At 69.9% G+C, this 16167-nt stretch carries 17 protein-coding genes and 2 tRNA genes; 14 read left to right on the forward strand and 5 right to left on the reverse strand.

Going from position 1 to position 16167, the window contains the following annotated elements:
• Positions 1 to 4: 4 nt before the first annotated feature.
• The 12 genes from rlmN to tadA all read left to right on the forward strand — a co-directional run bounded on the left by rlmN (position 5) and on the right by tadA (position 12732).
• Entirely contained in the window at positions 5 to 1246 is a 1242-nt protein-coding gene (gene rlmN / locus ACYVJJ_RS10300; protein WP_460833268.1) for a dual-specificity RNA methyltransferase RlmN, read from the forward strand.
• Positions 1233 to 2051 carry a type IV pilus biogenesis/stability protein PilW gene (gene pilW, locus ACYVJJ_RS10305; protein ID WP_460833270.1) on the forward strand — a complete coding sequence of 273 codons (819 nt, stop codon included), beginning with the start codon at positions 1233 to 1235 and terminating at the stop codon, positions 2049 to 2051. The genes rlmN and pilW overlap by 14 nt, the downstream gene beginning before the upstream one ends.
• Positions 2048 to 2815, forward strand: a complete 768-nt coding sequence (locus ACYVJJ_RS10310; RefSeq protein ID WP_460833271.1) for a helix-turn-helix domain-containing protein — start codon at positions 2048 to 2050, stop codon at positions 2813 to 2815. Before pilW ends, ACYVJJ_RS10310 begins: the two co-directional genes overlap by 4 nt.
• Positions 2816 to 2899: 84 nt before the next feature.
• Positions 2900 to 3523, forward strand: a complete 624-nt coding sequence (locus ACYVJJ_RS10315) for a YfgM family protein (protein ID WP_460833273.1) — start codon at positions 2900 to 2902, stop codon at positions 3521 to 3523.
• Positions 3524 to 3564: 41 nt separating this feature from the next.
• A complete protein-coding gene (gene bamB, locus ACYVJJ_RS10320) occupies positions 3565 to 4728 on the forward strand; it encodes an outer membrane protein assembly factor BamB (RefSeq protein ID WP_460833372.1) in 1164 nt (387 codons plus the stop codon).
• A gap of 80 nt (positions 4729 to 4808) precedes the next feature.
• Positions 4809 to 6206, forward strand: a complete 1398-nt coding sequence (gene der / locus ACYVJJ_RS10325) for a ribosome biogenesis GTPase Der (protein WP_460833274.1) — start codon at positions 4809 to 4811, stop codon at positions 6204 to 6206.
• Positions 6207 to 6265: 59 nt separating this feature from the next.
• A complete protein-coding gene (gene moeB, locus ACYVJJ_RS10330; protein ID WP_460833275.1) occupies positions 6266 to 7441 on the forward strand; it encodes a molybdopterin-synthase adenylyltransferase MoeB in 1176 nt (391 codons plus the stop codon).
• A gap of 46 nt (positions 7442 to 7487) precedes the next feature.
• Positions 7488 to 8363 carry a bifunctional methylenetetrahydrofolate dehydrogenase/methenyltetrahydrofolate cyclohydrolase FolD gene (folD, locus tag ACYVJJ_RS10335; protein ID WP_460833277.1) on the forward strand — a complete coding sequence of 292 codons (876 nt, stop codon included), beginning with the start codon at positions 7488 to 7490 and terminating at the stop codon, positions 8361 to 8363.
• Positions 8364 to 8486: 123 nt separating this feature from the next.
• On the forward strand, positions 8487 to 9944 hold the full coding sequence (gene guaB, locus ACYVJJ_RS10340; protein ID WP_460833373.1) for an IMP dehydrogenase: 1458 nt from the start codon (positions 8487 to 8489) through the stop codon (positions 9942 to 9944).
• A 105-nt stretch (positions 9945 to 10049) separates the two neighbouring features.
• Entirely contained in the window at positions 10050 to 11615 is a 1566-nt protein-coding gene (guaA, locus tag ACYVJJ_RS10345) for a glutamine-hydrolyzing GMP synthase (protein WP_460833278.1), read from the forward strand.
• Between the two features lie 4 nt (positions 11616 to 11619).
• Positions 11620 to 12189 carry a hypothetical protein gene (locus tag ACYVJJ_RS10350; protein WP_460833280.1) on the forward strand — a complete coding sequence of 190 codons (570 nt, stop codon included), beginning with the start codon at positions 11620 to 11622 and terminating at the stop codon, positions 12187 to 12189.
• Positions 12190 to 12228: 39 nt separating this feature from the next.
• On the forward strand, positions 12229 to 12732 hold the full coding sequence (gene tadA / locus ACYVJJ_RS10355; RefSeq protein WP_460833282.1) for a tRNA adenosine(34) deaminase TadA: 504 nt from the start codon (positions 12229 to 12231) through the stop codon (positions 12730 to 12732).
• A gap of 3 nt (positions 12733 to 12735) precedes the next feature.
• Here the strand turns inward: tadA and ACYVJJ_RS10360 are convergent, their stop codons facing one another.
• Positions 12736 to 13191 carry a DUF2721 domain-containing protein gene (locus ACYVJJ_RS10360; RefSeq protein ID WP_460833284.1) on the reverse strand — a complete coding sequence of 152 codons (456 nt, stop codon included), beginning with the start codon at positions 13189 to 13191 and terminating at the stop codon, positions 12736 to 12738.
• Positions 13192 to 13252: 61 nt separating this feature from the next.
• Between ACYVJJ_RS10360 and orn the strand changes: the two genes are divergently transcribed.
• Together orn and ACYVJJ_RS10370 are read left to right on the forward strand one after the other, a co-directional pair.
• Positions 13253 to 13825, forward strand: a complete 573-nt coding sequence (gene orn / locus ACYVJJ_RS10365) for an oligoribonuclease (RefSeq protein WP_460833286.1) — start codon at positions 13253 to 13255, stop codon at positions 13823 to 13825.
• Between the two features lie 91 nt (positions 13826 to 13916).
• Positions 13917 to 14468 carry a hypothetical protein gene (locus ACYVJJ_RS10370; protein WP_460833288.1) on the forward strand — a complete coding sequence of 184 codons (552 nt, stop codon included), beginning with the start codon at positions 13917 to 13919 and terminating at the stop codon, positions 14466 to 14468.
• Positions 14469 to 14527: 59 nt separating this feature from the next.
• Here the strand turns inward: ACYVJJ_RS10370 and ACYVJJ_RS10375 are convergent.
• From ACYVJJ_RS10375 to ppsR, 4 genes are all read right to left on the reverse strand, one after another.
• Positions 14528 to 14603: transfer RNA gene (locus ACYVJJ_RS10375), tRNA-Glu, on the reverse strand.
• Between the two features lie 27 nt (positions 14604 to 14630).
• Positions 14631 to 14706: transfer RNA gene (locus tag ACYVJJ_RS10380), tRNA-Ala, on the reverse strand.
• 43 nt (positions 14707 to 14749) lie between these two features.
• The gene (locus ACYVJJ_RS10385; protein WP_460833290.1) at positions 14750 to 15256 is read right to left on the reverse strand and encodes a DUF1249 domain-containing protein; all 507 of its coding nucleotides are present in this window, start codon (positions 15254 to 15256) and stop codon (positions 14750 to 14752) included.
• Between the two features lie 87 nt (positions 15257 to 15343).
• The gene (ppsR, locus tag ACYVJJ_RS10390; RefSeq protein ID WP_460833291.1) at positions 15344 to 16165 is read right to left on the reverse strand and encodes a posphoenolpyruvate synthetase regulatory kinase/phosphorylase PpsR; all 822 of its coding nucleotides are present in this window, start codon (positions 16163 to 16165) and stop codon (positions 15344 to 15346) included.
• Positions 16166 to 16167: the final 2 nt, after the last annotated feature.

Genomic DNA, 16167 nt, shown 5'->3' on the forward strand with positions numbered 1-16167 from the left:
AGTGATGAGCACGTCCCGCGACATCGACGCCACGCTGATCGACACGGCACCCGCCGTGGCGGCGGACGCGGCCGCGCGCGTGGACGTGCCCGCCACGAAGGTCGAGGCGAAGAGGACCAACCTCTTCGACCTCGAGCGCGTGCAGCTCGAGGACTTCTTCGAGCAGGTGCTCGGCGAGAAGCGCTACCGCGCGCACCAGGTGATGAAGTGGATCCACCACCGCTACGTCACCGAGTTCGACCAGATGACCGACCTCGGCAAGGCGCTGCGCGCCAAGCTCGAGCAGCATGCCCACGTGCATGCACCCATGGTGGTGTTCGACAAGGCCTCCGAAGACGGCACGCACAAGTGGCTGCTCGGCATGGACCCGAAGAACGCCATCGAGACGGTCTACATCCCGGACAAGGGCCGTGGCACGCTGTGCGTGTCGTCGCAGGTGGGCTGCGCACTCAACTGCCAGTTCTGCTCCACCGCCACGCAGGGCTTCAACCGCAACCTGTCGACCGCCGAGATCATCGGCCAGGTCTGGGTCGCGGCGCGCCACCTCGGCAACGTCCCGCACCAGCAGCGCAAGCTCACGAACGTCGTGATGATGGGCATGGGCGAGCCGCTGGCGAATTTCGACAATGTCGTACGTGCCATGAGCATCATGCGCGACGACCTCGGCTACGGCCTCGCGAACAAGCGCGTCACACTGTCGACCGCCGGCATGGTCCCGCAGATCGACAAGCTGGGCGAGCTCAGCGATGTCTCGCTCGCCGTCTCGCTGCATGCGCCGAACGACGAGCTGCGCAGCGAGCTGGTGCCGCTCAACAAGAAGTACCCGATCGAGCAGCTGATGGAGTCGTGCGTGCGCTATGCGCTGCGCAAGCCGGGCACGTCGGTGACATTCGAGTACACGCTCATGAAGGGCGTCAACGACCAGCCGGCGCATGCGCGCGAGCTCGTCCGCCTTCTGAAGTCGTTCGACCGCGCCGTGCAGATGAAGGGCGCGGCGAAGATCAACCTCATTCCGTTCAACCCGTTCCCGGGTACGCGCTTTGAACGCCCGACGGACCAGGCCATCCGCGCCTTCCAGAAGCTGCTCAACGAAGCCGGCATGATCGCGCCGGTGCGCCGCACCCGCGGCGACGACATCGACGCCGCCTGCGGCCAGCTCAAGGGCCAGGTGATGGATCGCACGCGCCGGCAGGCGGACTTCAAGCGCAGGCTCGCGCAGCAGGGGCAGGGCGATGCCGCAGCCTGACGTGCGGTGGCTTCGTCTTGGCCTGCTGCTTGTCGTGTTGCTGTCATCGGCCTGCAGTCGCCTCTCGTTCGTCCGACCCAATGCCGAACGTGGCGACTTCCGGCGTACTACCCCGGAGGTCGAGATCCGCTCGGATGTAAAGACGCGCAGCGCGCTCCTCGCGTCGCTCCAGGTCGCGCAGACGCGGCTGGTGGGCGGTGACGCCGAAGCGGCCCGCGACGCAGCCGAGCGGGCCGTGAAGCTCGATCCCCGTTCGCCCGACGCCCATAGCCTTCTCGGGCTTGCCCTCGATGCGCTCGGCGACGCTGCCCGTGCCGGCCCGCACCATCGGCAGGCTGCCGAGCTCGCCCCGACGCGCGGCAGCCTGCTGAACAATTACGGCAGCTGGCTGTGCACGGCGGGGAAGGCGGCGGAGTCGCTCGCCTGGTTCGAACGCGCGGTCGCCGCGCCCGGGTACGAAACCCCGGTCGATGCGTTGGCGAATGCATCGATGTGCGCGCTGCGCGCCGGGCAGGGAGAACGTGCCGAGCGCGACGCGCGCCGGGTGCTGACGGCCGATGCCGCGCAGCCGACCGCCCTGATGACCCTTGCGCGCCGCATGGCCGACACGCGCCGGTGGCTCGAGGCGCGCGCTTTCATCGAGCGGAGGCTGGCCGCGGCGCCGGCGGATCCCGAATCGTTGCAGTTGGCGTCACAGATTGAGCAAGAACTTGGCGACACGGCGGCCGCCGGGCGCTACGGTCAGAGACTGCGAACCGAGTTCCCCCGACGCTCCGGTTCCGCACAGGAAGGCGGGAATCCATGAACGACACGCACACGGCGGACCCTGCTGCCGGTGAGCGCCTGAAGCAGGCCCGTGAGGCCGCAGGCCTGCCATTGGCGGAGATGGCGGCGCGTACGCGGCTGCCTCTCAGAGTCCTCGAAACGCTCGAGTCCGGCGAGTGGGACCGCCTCGGCGCCCCCGTCTTCGTGCGAGGCCAGGCCCGCGCCTATGCGCGCGCGCTGTGCATCGACCTCGACGACGGCGCGCTGCCCAGCCCGTTCACGACGACCCAGATCCCGAGCCTCGTCAGCCACTCGCATGTGCCGCGCTACCGCCACGTCGCCGAGAACCTGGTGCGGCGCGCGGTCTACGTGGTGATGACGGTGGCGCTGGTCGTGCCGGTCTGGCTCGCCACGCGCAGCAACGGCGCCAGTGATTCGCCGACGGTCGCCACGCTCGACGTCGCCCCCGGCGCCACCCCGCGTGAGCCCGTCGTCGCGTCGATCGCGCCGATTCCTGCGCCGACGCGCGAGGCGCCTGCCGCGTCGCTGACCCTGCAGTTCACCGGTGAAAGCTGGGTCCAGGTGTTCGGTCGCGACGGCAGCGTCGTCGAGCGCGGCCTGCTCCGCGCGGGCGAGCGGCGCGAGCTCAGGGTGGCCGATGTCGGCCGTGTGGTGCTCGGCAATGCCACCGCGGTCTCGATGCAGTCCGGCAGCCGTGCGCTCGACCTCGCGCCTTATACCCAAGCGAACGTCGCGCGCTTTACGCTATCCTCTGACGGTTCCCTCGCGCCGATCGCGCCCTGATCCCGCCCTCCGGCCGGATGACTCGGCCGTCTCCGCGCGAGGTCCCCACCTCAGCGGCTCCTGCACAGCGCAGGGCGAGACAGCATGGCGATCGACGAACTTCTCGACGAACACGAACAGAGCCGACGCGTCCAGGAATGGCTGCGTCGCAACAGCGCGGGCCTCATCGGCGGCGTCCTCCTCGGGCTGGCCGCGGTTTACGGCTGGAAGTGGTGGCAGCAGCAGCAGGCCTCCAAGGCGATGGGCGAGGCGGACCGCTACGCGGCAGTCGTCGATGCGATCGGCACGCGTGGCGTGCAGGCGGCGGGCCAGGTCCAGTCGATGCCGGCGGGCCTGCACCGGTCGCTCGCGGCGCTCAGCCTCGCGAAGACGCAGGCCGATGCCGGCAAGCCCGCCGATGCGATCACGACCCTGCAGGGCTCGCGTCCCGACGATGCCGCGTTGCGCGCGATCTTCGAACGTCGCATCGCGCGCCTCCAGATCGACAGCGGCCGCGCCGCCGACGCGCTCAAGGCGCTGACCGGTACCGACGCCCTCTCGATGGAACTCCGCGGCGACGCGCAGGTCGCACTGGGGCGCGCCGACGAAGCGCGCGAGAGCTACCGCAAGGCGCTCACCGGCCTCGATGAAGGCTCGCCGCAGCGCCGTCTCGTCGAACTCAAGTACAACCAGCTCGGTGGCACCCCGGTGCGGCCGAAGACGCCATGAGGCTCCGCATGACCAAGACTTCCCCCCGCGCCGCCGGCCCGATGTTCGTCCGCGGAATGCTCGTCGCCGCGTGCCTCGGTGCGATGACCGGCTGCACCACCGTCCGCAACTGGTTCACCGACGACGAGGAAGCCGCGAGTGCGCCGACCGCTCTGAAGGAGATCCCCTCGGCCTTCGCGGTCGCGACCGCCTGGAAGGCGGGCATCGGCAAGGGCGAGGCGGATCTCGGGCTGCGCCAGGGTCCTGCCGTCGACGGCGGCCGCGTTTTCGTCGCGGACGTCAGGGGCGGGGTGCGTGCGCTCGACCTGCAGGGCGGCCGCGCGGCGTGGCAGACGCCTCTCGAAGGCGTGCGCCTCAGCAGCGGCCCCGGCGTCGGCGACGGGCTCGTCGTGGTCGGCGGGCTGGAGGGCGAGGTCATCGCGCTCGACCAGGCCAGCGGCGCGGAGAAGTGGCGCGCGAAGGTCGGCAACGAAGTCATCGCCGCGCCGGCGATCGGCCAGGGCCGCGTTTTCGTGCGCGCGAACGACGGCCGCGTGACCGCGTTCGACGCCGCCACAGGCGAGCGTCGCTGGTTCTGGAACCACGACATGCCTGCCCTGACGGCGCGAGGCAATGATGCCGTCACGGTCGGCCCGGGCGTCGTATTCGTCGGCAACGACGACGGCACCGTCGCGATGCTCGCGGTGGCGGACGGTCGCCCGCTGTGGGAGCTGCCGGTGGCGGAGCCCGAGGGACGGACCGAGCTCGACCGCATGGCCGACGTCGATGGCACGCCCGTGCTCGAGGGCGGCGTGCTCGTCGCGACGAGCTTCAAGCGCCGCACCGTGGCGATCGACGCGCCGAACGGGCGCCCGATCTGGTCGGCGGAGCAGGGTGGTCCGGGCCGCCCGGCGGTGGGCACCGATCGCGTTGTCGTCACCGATGCCGAGGGCGGCGTGCACGCGCTGGAGAAGCAGTCGGGCGGCTCGATGTGGCAGCAGCCGTGCCTCGCGCGCCGCCGCGTCACCGCCCCGGTCATCGTCGGCGAGCACGCGGTCGTTGCCGACTTCGAGGGCTACGTGCACTGGCTGCGCCTCGACACCGGTGCGTTCGCCGCGCGGCAGCGCGTCGGCGGCGCCGTGAAGGCCACGCCGGTGGTCGCTGACGGCCTGGTGATCGTTCAGACCGTCGAAGGCGACGTCGTCGCGCTGCGGCCGGCGCAGTAAGCACTCCCGCGGGCCGCAGGGCGCCATCCGGCTGCCCTGCGGCCCGCATCGTTTCCGCTTTCCCGTTTCGAGGTCGCGCAATGCTCCCGCTCGTCGCCCTGGTCGGCCGTCCCAACGTCGGCAAGTCCACGCTGTTCAACGTGCTCACGCGCACCCGCGATGCGCTGGTGCACGACCAGCCCGGCGTGACCCGTGACCGCAACTACGGCGTGGCTCGGCCCGAAGGCCGACCGGCGTTCGCCGTGGTCGACACCGGCGGCATCGCCGGCGCGGACGAGGGGCTGGCCGGCGCGACCGCGCGCCAGGCGCGTGCCGCGGCGGAGGAAGCCGACGTCGTGCTGTTCGTCGTCGACGGCCGCGAAGGCCCCTCGGCGCTCGACGACGAGATCCTCGGCTGGCTGCGCCGCACCGGTCGCCCGACCGTGCTGGTCGTGAACAAGACGGACGGGATCGATTCGCAGCAGTCGCTCAACGAATTCGCGCGCTACGGGCTCGGCGATCGGGTGCCGGTCGCCGCCTCGCACCGGCATGGGGTCGACGCATTGCTCGCGCGGATCTACGCCCACCTGCCTGAGGAAGGCGCCGCACAGGTGCTCGACAGCGATCCGGGCCGGATCCGCGTCGCCTTCATCGGCCGCCCGAACGTCGGCAAGTCGACGCTGGTGAACCGCCTGCTCGGCGAGGAACGCATGATCGCGTCCGAGGTGCCGGGCACGACGCGCGATGCCGTCTCCATCGACATGGAGCGCGACGGGCGCCTCTACCGCCTGATCGACACGGCCGGCCTGCGCCGGCGCTCGCGCGTGGACGAGGCGGTCGAGAAGTTCTCCGCGTTCAAGACGCTGCAGGCTATCGAGCAGTGCCAGGTCGCGGTCGTGCTGCTCGACGCGTCGGAAGGCATCACCGACCAGGACGCGACCGTGCTCGGCTATGCGCTCGACGCCGGCCGCGCGCTGGTGATCGCGGTCAACAAGTGGGACGGGCTCACCGACTACCAGCGCGACCAGGCGTCCACGATGCTCGCGCGCAAGCTCGGCTTCGTCGACTGGGCGGAGTCGGTGCGCATCAGCGCCAAGCACGGCTCGGGACTCCGCGAACTCTTCGCCGCCGTGCATCGCGCCCACGCGTCGGCGACGAAGGAATTCAGCACGAGCGACGTCACGCGCGCCGTCGAGATCGCCTACGAGACCAATCCGCCGCCGACGGTGCGCGGCCATGTCGCCAAGCTGCGCTTCGCGCATCCGGCCGGCAGCAATCCGCCGACGTTCGTGGTGCACGGCACCCGCCTGCGCACGCTCAGCGACACGTACCGCCGGTATCTCGAGAACTTCTTCCGCAAGCGCTTCAAGCTCGTCGGCACGCCGGTGCGCTTCGTCTTCAAGGAAGGCAACAATCCGTACGAAGGCAAGAAGAACGTGCTCACCGAGAAGCAGGTCGCCAAGAAGCGGCGCCTGATCCGCCACGTCAAGCGGAAATAGTTCGGCCGGCGGAGCGCATGGTTGCAGGCGATGCAACCCTCCGCGCAGGCAGCAGCGGCATGCTGGGTGCACGCGGACAGCCGCATCATCCGCGATCCCTGACCTTTGAACGGAGTGCTGCGATGCAGCCCGCGATCCTCGCACCCGCCGAAGCCCTCGCACGCCAGCAGGCGGGCGCCTTGCTCGTCGACGTGCGCGAGCCGCATGAGCGCGCGATGGGCGCGGCCGAGGGAACGCTCGCGGCGCGCGCCGCCGACCTGCCGGCCACCATCACCGATCGCACCCGCGAGATCGGCCTGATCTGCGAGTCCGGGGTGCGTTCGCTCCGCGCGGCCGAGGCGCTCCTCGCGCTGGGCTACAGCCGTATCTTCTCCGTCGACGGGGGCACGCGCCGCTGGCGCGCGGACGGGTTGCCCATGACGGCGCCCGCGATCGACCCGGACTTCGCGGAGCGCTACTCGCGCCATCTGCGGCTGCCGGAGGTGGGCATCGACGGACAGCGGCGCCTGGACGCGGCCCGCGTGCTCGTCGTCGGGGCCGGTGGGCTGGGCTCGCCCATCGCCTACTACCTCGCCGCGGCAGGCGTGGGGCGGCTGCGCCTGGTCGACGACGACGTCGTGGACCGCAGCAACCTGCAGCGCCAGATCCTGCACACCGATGCCCGCATCGGGACGGCGAAGGTCGAGTCCGCGGCCGCGACGCTGTCCGCACTGAATCCGCGCGTCTCGATCGAGGCCGAGAAACTGCGCCTCGAGGCATCGCAGGTCGACCGCGTGCTCGAGGGCGTGGATGTCGTGGTCGATGGCGCCGACAACTTCGCCACACGCTACCTGCTCAACGACGCTTGCGTGCGGCACCGGCTGCCGCTCGTCTACGGTGCCGTCCACCGGTTCGAGGGCCAGGTCAGCCTGTTCGACGCCGGCCGTGCCCGGGGCCAGGCGCCGTGCTACCGATGCCTGTTTCCCGAGCCGCCGCCGCCGGAAGCGGCGCCGAATTGCGCGGAGGCCGGCGTTCTCGGCGTGCTGCCCGGCGTGATCGGGCTCCTGCAGGCGACGGAGGCCCTCAAGTGCGTCCTGGGCATCGGCGAATCGCTCGCGGGCCGGCTGCTGCATTTCGATGCGCTCGCCCTGCGATTCCGCGAGGCACGCATCACCCCGGACCCGGACTGCGCGGTCTGCGCGCCCGGGCGCGAGTTCGCCGGCTACATCGACTACGAGCGCTTCTGCCGCGCATGAGCCCGAGCGGCGATAATGCGCGCCCGACCGCGCCGCCGCCGAGCCGATGACCCCCGATCGCCCCACCGCCCGCATCCTCGACGGCAAGCGCATCGCGGAGACGCTGCTCGACGAGCTGAAGGCCCGCGTCGATACGCGCCTCGCGGCAGGCAAGCGCCCACCCGGACTTGCGGTGATCCTGGTCGGGGACGACCCGGCCTCCGCGGTCTACGTGCGCAACAAGCGCCGCGCCGCGCAGAAGGTCGGCATCCGCGCGATCGACCACGACCTGCCCGCGGACACCGGCGACGCCGAACTGCTCGCGCTGGTCGACCGCCTGAATGCGGACCCCGACGTGCACGGCATCCTCCTGCAGCTGCCGCTGCCCGACCGCCGTGACGCATCGGCGCTGATCAACCGCATCGATCCGCGCAAGGACGTCGACGGCTTCCACCCGCAGAACGTCGGCCACCTCGTGCTGCGCGAGTTCGGACTTCGGCCCTGCACGCCGCGCGGGATCACCACGCTCCTGGGCTACACGGACCGCCCCGTGCGCGGCCAGAGCGCCACGATCGTCGGCGTGAGCAACCACGTGGGCCGCCCGATGGCGCTGGAGCTGCTCATCGCCGGCTGCACGGTGACGTGCTGCCACCGCTTCACCCCGCCGGACACGCTCGAAGCCGCCGTGCGCGGTGCCGACATCCTCGTGGTTGCGGTAGGGCGCCCGGGGCTGATTCCGGGCGAGTGGGTCAAGCCGGGCGCGGTGGTCATCGACGTCGGCATCAATCGGCTCGACGACGGCCGGCTGGTGGGGGATGTCGGCTTCGCGGCGGCCGCGCAGCGCGCGAGCTGGATCACGCCGGTGCCTGGCGGCGTGGGACCGATGACCGTCGCGACCCTCATGGAGAACACGCTCGAGGCGGCAGAAGCGCTCGATCCCTGAGAACGCGACGGCAGATCGCACATGCGACCCGCCCAGGCAGGGACAGGCACCTTCGAGCGTGACGGTTCCTGAAGACCGCCGCGGCGCGTTACAATGGCGCGCTTCATCCTCCCGGGGCCGCCCATGCTGCGCATCCAGGCTGAAGCGCTCACCTTCGACGACGTCTCGCTCGTCCCCGCGCACTCGACGGTCCTGCCCAAGGACGTCTCGCTCGCGACCCGCCTCACCCGTGACCTCACCATCCGCCTGCCGATCGTCTCGGCGGCGATGGACACCGTCTCCGAAGCCCGCCTCGCGATCGCGATGGCGCAGCTCGGCGGGATCTCGATCCTGCACAAGAACATGACGCTCGAGCAGCAGGCGGCGCAGGTCGCGCAGGTCAAGAACTTCGAGGCGGGCGTGATCCGCGAGCCCTTCACCGTGGGGCCCGACACCACGATCGCGGAAGTGCTCAAGCTCACGCGCGCCCGCAACATCTCCGGCGTGCCGGTCGTCGACGAGAGCGGCCAGCTCGTCGGCATCGTCACCAGCCGCGACATGCGCTTCGAGACGCAGCTCGGCGATCCGGTGCGCAACATCATGACGCGCAAGGATCGGCTCGTGACCGTGCGCGAAGGCGCGCCGGACGACGAGGTGCTCGGCCTGCTGCACAAGAACCGCATCGAGAAGGTTCTCGTCGTCAACGACGACTTCGCCCTGCGCGGGCTGATCACGGTCAAGGACATCCAGAAGAAGCGCGACAACCCGAACGCGGCCTATGACAGCGGCGGACGCCTGCTGGTCGGCGCGGCGGTGGGCGTCGGCGGGGACACGGAAGCGCGTGTCGAAGCGTTGATCGAGGCGGGCGTCGATGTGATCGTGGTCGACACCGCGCACGGCCATTCGCAGGGCGTGCTCGACCGCGTGAAGTGGGTCAAGACGCGGTTCCCGAAGTGCCAGGTGATCGGCGGCAACATCGTCACCGGTGATGCGGCGCTCGCGCTGATGGACCACGGCGCCGATGCGGTGAAGGTCGGGGTCGGCCCCGGCTCGATCTGCACCACGCGGATCGTCGCCGGCGTGGGTGTCCCCCAGATCACCGCGGTCTCGATGGTCGCCGAAGCGCTGCAGGACCGCATCCCGCTCATCGCCGACGGCGGCATTCGGTATTCGGGCGACATCGGCAAGGCGATCGTCGCGGGCGCGTCGAGCGTGATGATCGGCGGCCTGTTCGCCGGCACCGAGGAATCGCCCGGCGAGACCGAGCTCTTCCAGGGCCGCAGCTACAAGAGCTACCGGGGCATGGGCTCGCTCGGCGCGATGGAGAAGGGCTCGAAGGACCGCTATTTCCAGGACGCATCCGACGCCGACAAGCTCGTACCCGAGGGCATCGAGGGCCGCGTGCCGTACCGCGGCGCGCTGCGTGGCGTGGTCCACCAGCTCGCCGGGGGCCTGCGCGCGACGATGGGCTACGTCGGCTGCGCGACGATCGAGCAGATGCGTACCACGCCCAGCTTCGTACGCGTCACCAGCGCGGGCACGCGCGAGAGCCACGTCCACGACGTGCAGATCACGAAAGAGCCGCCGAACTACCGCACGTAGTTCGCGGCGCGCCGCTCAGGGCGCATCTTGATGTCGACGGCCGCGACGTCGCGCCGTCGGTACAGACACCGTCCCGCCCGCGGGACGCACCGGAAGACGCAGCGCGTGCACGACATCCACAGCGACAAGATCCTCATCCTCGACTTCGGCGCGCAGTACACGCAGCTGATCGCCCGTCGCGTCCGCGAGCTGGGCGTCTACTGCGAGATCTGGGCCTGGGACCACGACCCGGCCGAGATCGCCGCGTTCGCGCCGAAGGGGATCATCCTGTCCGGCGGCCCGGAATCCACTACGCTGCCCGGCGCGCCCCGCGCACCGCAGGAAGTCTTCGATTCCGGGTTGCCGATCCTCGGCATCTGCTACGGCATGCAGACCATGGCCGCCCAGCTCGGCGGCGCCACCGAGGCCGCGGACGCACGCGAGTTCGGCCATGCGACGGTCGAGATCGTGCAGCCCGATGCGCTCTTCGCCGGACTGAGCGACCACGACGGCCCGCCACTGCTCGACGTCTGGATGAGCCACGGGGACCACGTCGCCGCGGTGCCGCCGGGCTTCGCGATCACCGCGCGCACGGACCGCATCCCGGTTGCGGCGATGGCCGACGAGTCGCGCCGCTGGTACGCCGTGCAGTTCCATCCGGAAGTCACCCACACGAAGCAGGGCCAGACGCTGCTGCGCCGCTTCGTGGTCGACGTCTGCGGCTGCGCGACGCTGTGGACCGCGGCCGGCATCATCGAGGACCAGATCGCACGCGTACGCGCGCAGGTCGGTTCCGACGAGGTGGTACTCGGCCTTTCCGGCGGCGTGGATTCGTCGGTGGTCGCCGCGCTGCTGCATCGCGCGATCGGCGACCAGCTCACGTGCGTGTTCGTCGACACCGGCCTGCTGCGCTGGCAGGAAGGCGACCAGGTCATGGCGATGTTCGCCGAGCACATGGGCGTGCGCGTGGTGCGCGTCAACGCGCGCGAACGCTATTTCCGTGCGCTCGAAGGCGTCAACGACCCCGAGGCGAAGCGCAAGATCATCGGCCGGCTCTTCATCGAAATCTTCGACGAGGAGTCCGCCCGGCTCACCAATGCGAAGTGGCTCGCGCAGGGCACGATCTATCCCGACGTGATCGAGTCGGCCGGCAGCAAGACGGGCAAGGCCCACGTCATCAAGAGCCACCACAACGTCGGCGGCCTGCCGGAGACGATGAAGCTCGGCCTCATCGAGCCTCTGCGCGAGCTGTTCAAGGACGAGGTCCGGCGCCTGGGCGTCGAGCTCGGCCTGCCGACGCACATGGTCTACCGCCATCCCTTCCCCGGCCCGGGGCTCGGGGTGCGCATCCTCGGCGAGGTGCGGCCGGAGTATGCGGAACTGCTGGCGAAGGCCGACCACATCTTCATCGAGGAACTCCGCCGGCACGACCTGTACGACAAGGTCAGCCAGGCATTCGCCGTGTTCCTGCCGGTCCGCTCGGTGGGTGTCGTCGGCGATGCGCGCGCCTACGAGTGGGTCATCGCGCTCCGCGCGGTCGAGACCATCGACTTCATGACGGCGCACTGGGCGCACCTGCCGCACGACTTCCTGGGGCACGTCTCGAACCGCATCATCAACGAACTGCGCGGCGTGTCGCGCGTGGTCTACGACATCAGCGGCAAGCCACCCGCAACCATCGAGTGGGAGTGAGGCGATGCATCGGGCACTGACGCGCGGGCGTTCGGTCGTCGCATGGGCAACGCTCGTCCTGACAATGCTGGTCGTGCTGCCGGCCGCGACCGTCCCGGCGGATGCGGCCGAGCCCGTCGCGAAGACGCCGCATGTCTATCGTTACGAGCGCCATACGGACTTCCGCCCGTTCTTCGAGGACTTCCGCCACGCCGTGCTGACGGATGATCGCCAGGCGGTCGCCCGCATGACGGCCTATCCGTTCCGCGACTTCGCCAACGTGTCGCCACCGGCGGGCACCGCCTGCGATGTCCCGGACGACGGATGCAGCGCCGCGGAAATCCACGCCAAGCGCACCAGTCGCAACGCAGGCGAATTTCTCGCCCGCTACGCCCGGATCTTCGGTCCCGGGGTGCGCGAGGCGCTGCGCGCACGCCTCGTACGCCGCTCGGGGCACTACGGCGGCGATGACTACGGCCCGTTGCAGCAGGGGGAGGTCCTGCTCGACGCGCCCGAGATCGACGACCAGCGCGTCTTCGCGCGAACGGGCCGCGACGGGCGCTTCCGCATGGTGCGAATCCCGTTCTATCCATGAGCGGCAGATGCGGTACATCGCGATGACGGGCGCCTGGCGATGACGATCGGAAATGCACCGGCAGCCGATCCGGCCGACGTCGGCTTCATGCGCGAGGCGCTCGCGCTCGCGATGTACGCGCGCGACACCCACGACGAGATCCCGGTCGGCGCCGTCGTCGTGGACGCGCAGGGCGTCGTGATCGGCCGCGGCTGGAACCGCAACATCGGCGAGCACGATCCGAGCGCGCATGCGGAGATCGTCGCCCTGCGGGACGCCGGCCGCGCGGTCGGCAACCACCGCCTGCTCGGCACGACGCTCTTCGTGAGCCTGGAGCCCTGCGCGATGTGCGCGATGGCGATGATCCATGCGCGCGTATCGCGGGTGGTCTTCGGGGCATTCGACCCGAAGACCGGCGCCGCAGGCAGCGTCTTCGACCTGCTCGCCGATCCGCGCCACAACCATCGCGTGCAGGTGCTCGGGGGCGTGCTGGCGGAGGAGGCGGGGGAAATGCTCACCGCGTATTTCCGCGCGAAGCGGGCGAGGCCGTCGGGCGCCGCATGAGCGCTAGCGGTCGCGACGCGAGATCTCGTGGTCGAGCTCCTCGTCGAAGCTCCGGACGGACAGGCTGACCTCGATACCCAGCAGCAGGCTCGCCCCGAGCAGGAAGCCGACGCCGAGGATCGCGAGTACGGTCGGCACGACACCGAGACGGAAGCCGGCGAGCGCATCGATCGCCAAGGCCAGGCTCGTGCCCACGAAGCTCCCGAGGGCCGCGTAGAGCATCTGGCAGGCCCGCAGGACCAGCGCGGCGCGTCGGCGATGCCGCGTGATCTGCAGGTCGCGCCACGCGGTATCCGGCGTGTCGGTCTTCCAGTCCTGGATCACGGCGCGCAGCCGGTCCACAACGCGTGCCAGCCGCGCGTTCGCCGACACCAGCAGCGAGCCCGTCGCCGCCATCAGCAATGCGGGCGCGAGCATCGTGGTGAGGATCGCGTAGTGGCCGGGTGCGAGCTCGGGCATGGCGGGCGTCGTCGCGGAGGGCTCGCTATCATGCCTGCGGACCCCGACCGGCCGCGACCGCATGACGAACGAAGCGCAGAAGGATCACCGCCTCATCTGGATCGATCTCGAGATGACCGGCCTCGACACCGACAACGACTCGATCCTCGAGATCGCGACGGTCGTGACCGACGCGGAGCTCAACGTACTCGCCGAAGGTCCGGAGCTCGCGATCGCGCATCCCGTAGCGCAACTCGAGGCGATGGACGAATGGAACCGCAACCAGCATCGTCGCTCGGGCCTCTGGGACCGCGTGCTCACGCAGGGCGTGGCGTTGGCCGAGGCGGAGGCGCGCACCGTGGCCTTCCTCACCGAGTGGGTGCCGGCGGGCACGTCGCCCATGTGCGGCAACTCGATCTGTCAGGACCGGCGTTTCCTGCACCGCCTGATGCCGCGCGTGGAGAAGCATTTCCACTATCGCAACCTCGACGTCAGCACGCTGAAGGAACTCGCCAAGCGCTGGGCACCGGGCGTGCTCGCCGGGCTCAACAAGACCTCGGCGCATACCGCACTCAGCGACGTCCGCGATTCGATCGACGAGCTGCGGCATTACCGTCGGCAGATGGGCACGATGGGCGGGCAGGGCACGGCCTGAACGGGTCGAGGAACCTTTCCGGCGTGCGGATGTCGGATCCGGCAGTAGCCGAGCGGACATGCGGATGGACAGGGAAGAACGCCGCGAGCGGATGATCGCGCTGTCGATCGTTGTCGCGGTGCACATCGCGATCGCCGGATGGCTGCGGAACCTGCATGTCTCCGATGTTCCGAGCCATGCGCGCGACGACGCCTTGATCGTCGAGTTCATCGTGCCCAAGCGACCTGTGCGAGCGGAAGTGCGAGGCGTGATGTCGCCCATAGCCGGGGATCGCAAACCCGAGGTGCGCGGCCGGGCATCTTCTGCGGAAGCGAGCCGCACTGCCGCGGGTCGGGCGACGGTCGCAGGCGAGCCGATGGAAGCCGCCGCGCTGGACCTGAGACTTCCGGACGCACCCCTCACGGTTGCGCCTGCACCGGGCGGCATTGTCGAGCGCGCGGTTCGCCTGCCTTCCCGTGCGACGCGCTTCGAGCAGAACTGGGCACCCGACGGCAATGCGCTCGACGCGGCTTCGTGGCGTTCGCCCATCGTGCGCGGGGCGCTCGGGCTCTTCGGCGGCCCGCCGCGCAAATGCGACGAGGTCGAGCGGCGCCTGCGCAGGCCCGACTGCCTGCCGGACGAGGATGACTTCGAGCGCCGCTGAGTCGAGGCCGACCGAAGTCCGCAAACGACAAGGCCCGCTTGCGCGGGCCTTGAAAGAGTTGGCGTCCCCACGGGGATTCGAACCCCGGTCGCTACCGTGAAAGGGTAATGTCCTAGGCCTCTAGACGATGGGGACAGCCGAGACCGCGAGGGTCTTTGAAAGTGGTGGAGCCAGCCGGGATCGAACCGGCGACCTCTACAATGCCATTGTAGCGCTCTCCCAGCTGAGCTATGGCCCCACGTGCTGGAAGCCCGAAATCATAGGGGCGCTTCGCGGGGTCGTCAAGCCTCGTCGACGATTTCTTCACGTTGCGGCGCAGGGATCGGGCCTTCGTAGCGCAGCGTCGCCGTCGCGTGCCCGCGCTCGCCCAGGTACTGCAGCCATTTGCCGAGGAACGTGTTCATGCGCATCCGGTGGCCGAGCAGCCGCTCGGGCGTCGGATTGACGCCGATCACGTCCTGCCAGCGGCGCCCGACATAGCAGTGCGTGGCTTCGACCTGTCTCGCGTCGTGATACAGGCGGACATAGGCGGACGGATCGGACTCGCCGGTGACCGGGTCTTCCATCGTGTAGCTCAGCCGGATCTCGCTCGTGTAGCGGTGCTGGCCGATGACGTCGAGCCGCAGCGGCAACCCGTCGCCGCAGTCGGAGACCCAGCGGCCCTCGGTGAGCTCGCGCACGTCGAAAATCCGCGCGATGCGGCCATGGTTCTCGGTGTACAGGGCCATCAGCCAGGCGAAGCGGCCGAGGCGCGGAACGAGGCGTTTGCGGGCGACGAGATGTGACATGGATCGATGCTACACGCGGCCGGGCGGCCACGGCGCATGGCCGTCCTGCGCGTTCAGCTGGCGCCCTGCGGGGCCGTGCTAGCCGTCTCAGAACATCTCGCGCTGGATGCCCAGCGTGGTCATCACCTTGCTCGCGATCTCCTCGATCGAGGTGTGCGTGGTGCTGAGCGTGGGGATGCGTTCGGCGCGGAACATGGACTCCGCCGCGGCGACCTCCCGCCGGCAGGTCTCCAGGCGCGCATAGCGCGAATCCGGGCGACGCTCCTGGCGGATCTGCTGCAGGCGCAGCGGGTCGATGGTCAGGCCGAAGAGCTTGTTGCGGTAGGGCCGCAGTCGTGCGGGCAGGCGATCGTGCTCGAGGTCTTCCTCGGTGAGCGGATAGTTCGCCGCGCGTACGCCGTAGTGCAGCGCCAGGTAGATGCAGGTCGGCGTCTTGCCGGCACGCGACACGGCGACGAGGACGAGGTCGGCGTCGGTGTAGTCGATGCTTTGGCCGTCGTCGTGCGTGAGCGTGAAGTTGATCGCGTCGATGCGCCGGTGATAGGTCTCGAAGTCGACGATGCCGTGGGCGCGGCCTACGTGCCGCTGGCGGATCTGTCCGAGCTCGCGCTCGAGCGGTTCGATGAAGGGCGCGAATACATCGAGCATCAGCGCGCCGCTCTCGACGAGCGCGGCGCTGACCTCCGGGTCCACGCACGAGTTGATCACGATGGGTCGTACACCATGCCGGGCGCCCGACTCGCGGATGCGGGCGACGGTGTCCTGCGCACGCTCGAGCGTGTCGACGAACGAGATCCGCGTGCTCTCGAAGCGGGTCTCGGTGAACTGCGTCAGCACGCTGTGCCCGATGGTCTCGGCGGTGATGCCGGTGCCGTCGGACACGTAGAAGACGGGGCGCACGTCGCTCATCG

It is taken from the genome of Lysobacter humi (ex Lee et al. 2017) (genome assembly GCF_054781815.1).

Bases quoted from the DNA above. Each gene is read 5' to 3' on its own strand.
- folD (WP_460833277.1), top strand. From the start codon at position 7,488: ATGACCCCCGATCGCCCCACCGCCCGCATCCTCGACGGCAAGCGCATC.
- orn (WP_460833286.1), top strand. From the start codon at position 13,253: ATGACGAACGAAGCGCAGAAGGATCACCGCCTCATCTGGATCGATCTC.
- ACYVJJ_RS10385 (WP_460833290.1), bottom strand. From the start codon at position 15,256: ATGTCACATCTCGTCGCCCGCAAACGCCTCGTTCCGCGCCTCGGCCGC.
- guaB (WP_460833373.1), top strand. From the start codon at position 8,487: ATGCTGCGCATCCAGGCTGAAGCGCTCACCTTCGACGACGTCTCGCTC.
- ACYVJJ_RS10310 (WP_460833271.1), top strand. From the start codon at position 2,048: ATGAACGACACGCACACGGCGGACCCTGCTGCCGGTGAGCGCCTGAAG.
- der (WP_460833274.1), top strand. From the start codon at position 4,809: ATGCTCCCGCTCGTCGCCCTGGTCGGCCGTCCCAACGTCGGCAAGTCC.
- ppsR (WP_460833291.1), bottom strand. From the start codon at position 16,165: ATGAGCGACGTGCGCCCCGTCTTCTACGTGTCCGACGGCACCGGCATC.
- moeB (WP_460833275.1), top strand. From the start codon at position 6,266: ATGCTGGGTGCACGCGGACAGCCGCATCATCCGCGATCCCTGACCTTT.
- bamB (WP_460833372.1), top strand. From the start codon at position 3,565: ATGTTCGTCCGCGGAATGCTCGTCGCCGCGTGCCTCGGTGCGATGACC.
- ACYVJJ_RS10360 (WP_460833284.1), bottom strand. From the start codon at position 13,191: ATGCCCGAGCTCGCACCCGGCCACTACGCGATCCTCACCACGATGCTC.
- rlmN (WP_460833268.1), top strand. From the start codon at position 5: ATGAGCACGTCCCGCGACATCGACGCCACGCTGATCGACACGGCACCC.
- ACYVJJ_RS10350 (WP_460833280.1), top strand. From the start codon at position 11,620: ATGCATCGGGCACTGACGCGCGGGCGTTCGGTCGTCGCATGGGCAACG.
- pilW (WP_460833270.1), top strand. From the start codon at position 1,233: ATGCCGCAGCCTGACGTGCGGTGGCTTCGTCTTGGCCTGCTGCTTGTC.
- ACYVJJ_RS10370 (WP_460833288.1), top strand. From the start codon at position 13,917: ATGATCGCGCTGTCGATCGTTGTCGCGGTGCACATCGCGATCGCCGGA.
- tadA (WP_460833282.1), top strand. From the start codon at position 12,229: ATGACGATCGGAAATGCACCGGCAGCCGATCCGGCCGACGTCGGCTTC.
- ACYVJJ_RS10315 (WP_460833273.1), top strand. From the start codon at position 2,900: ATGGCGATCGACGAACTTCTCGACGAACACGAACAGAGCCGACGCGTC.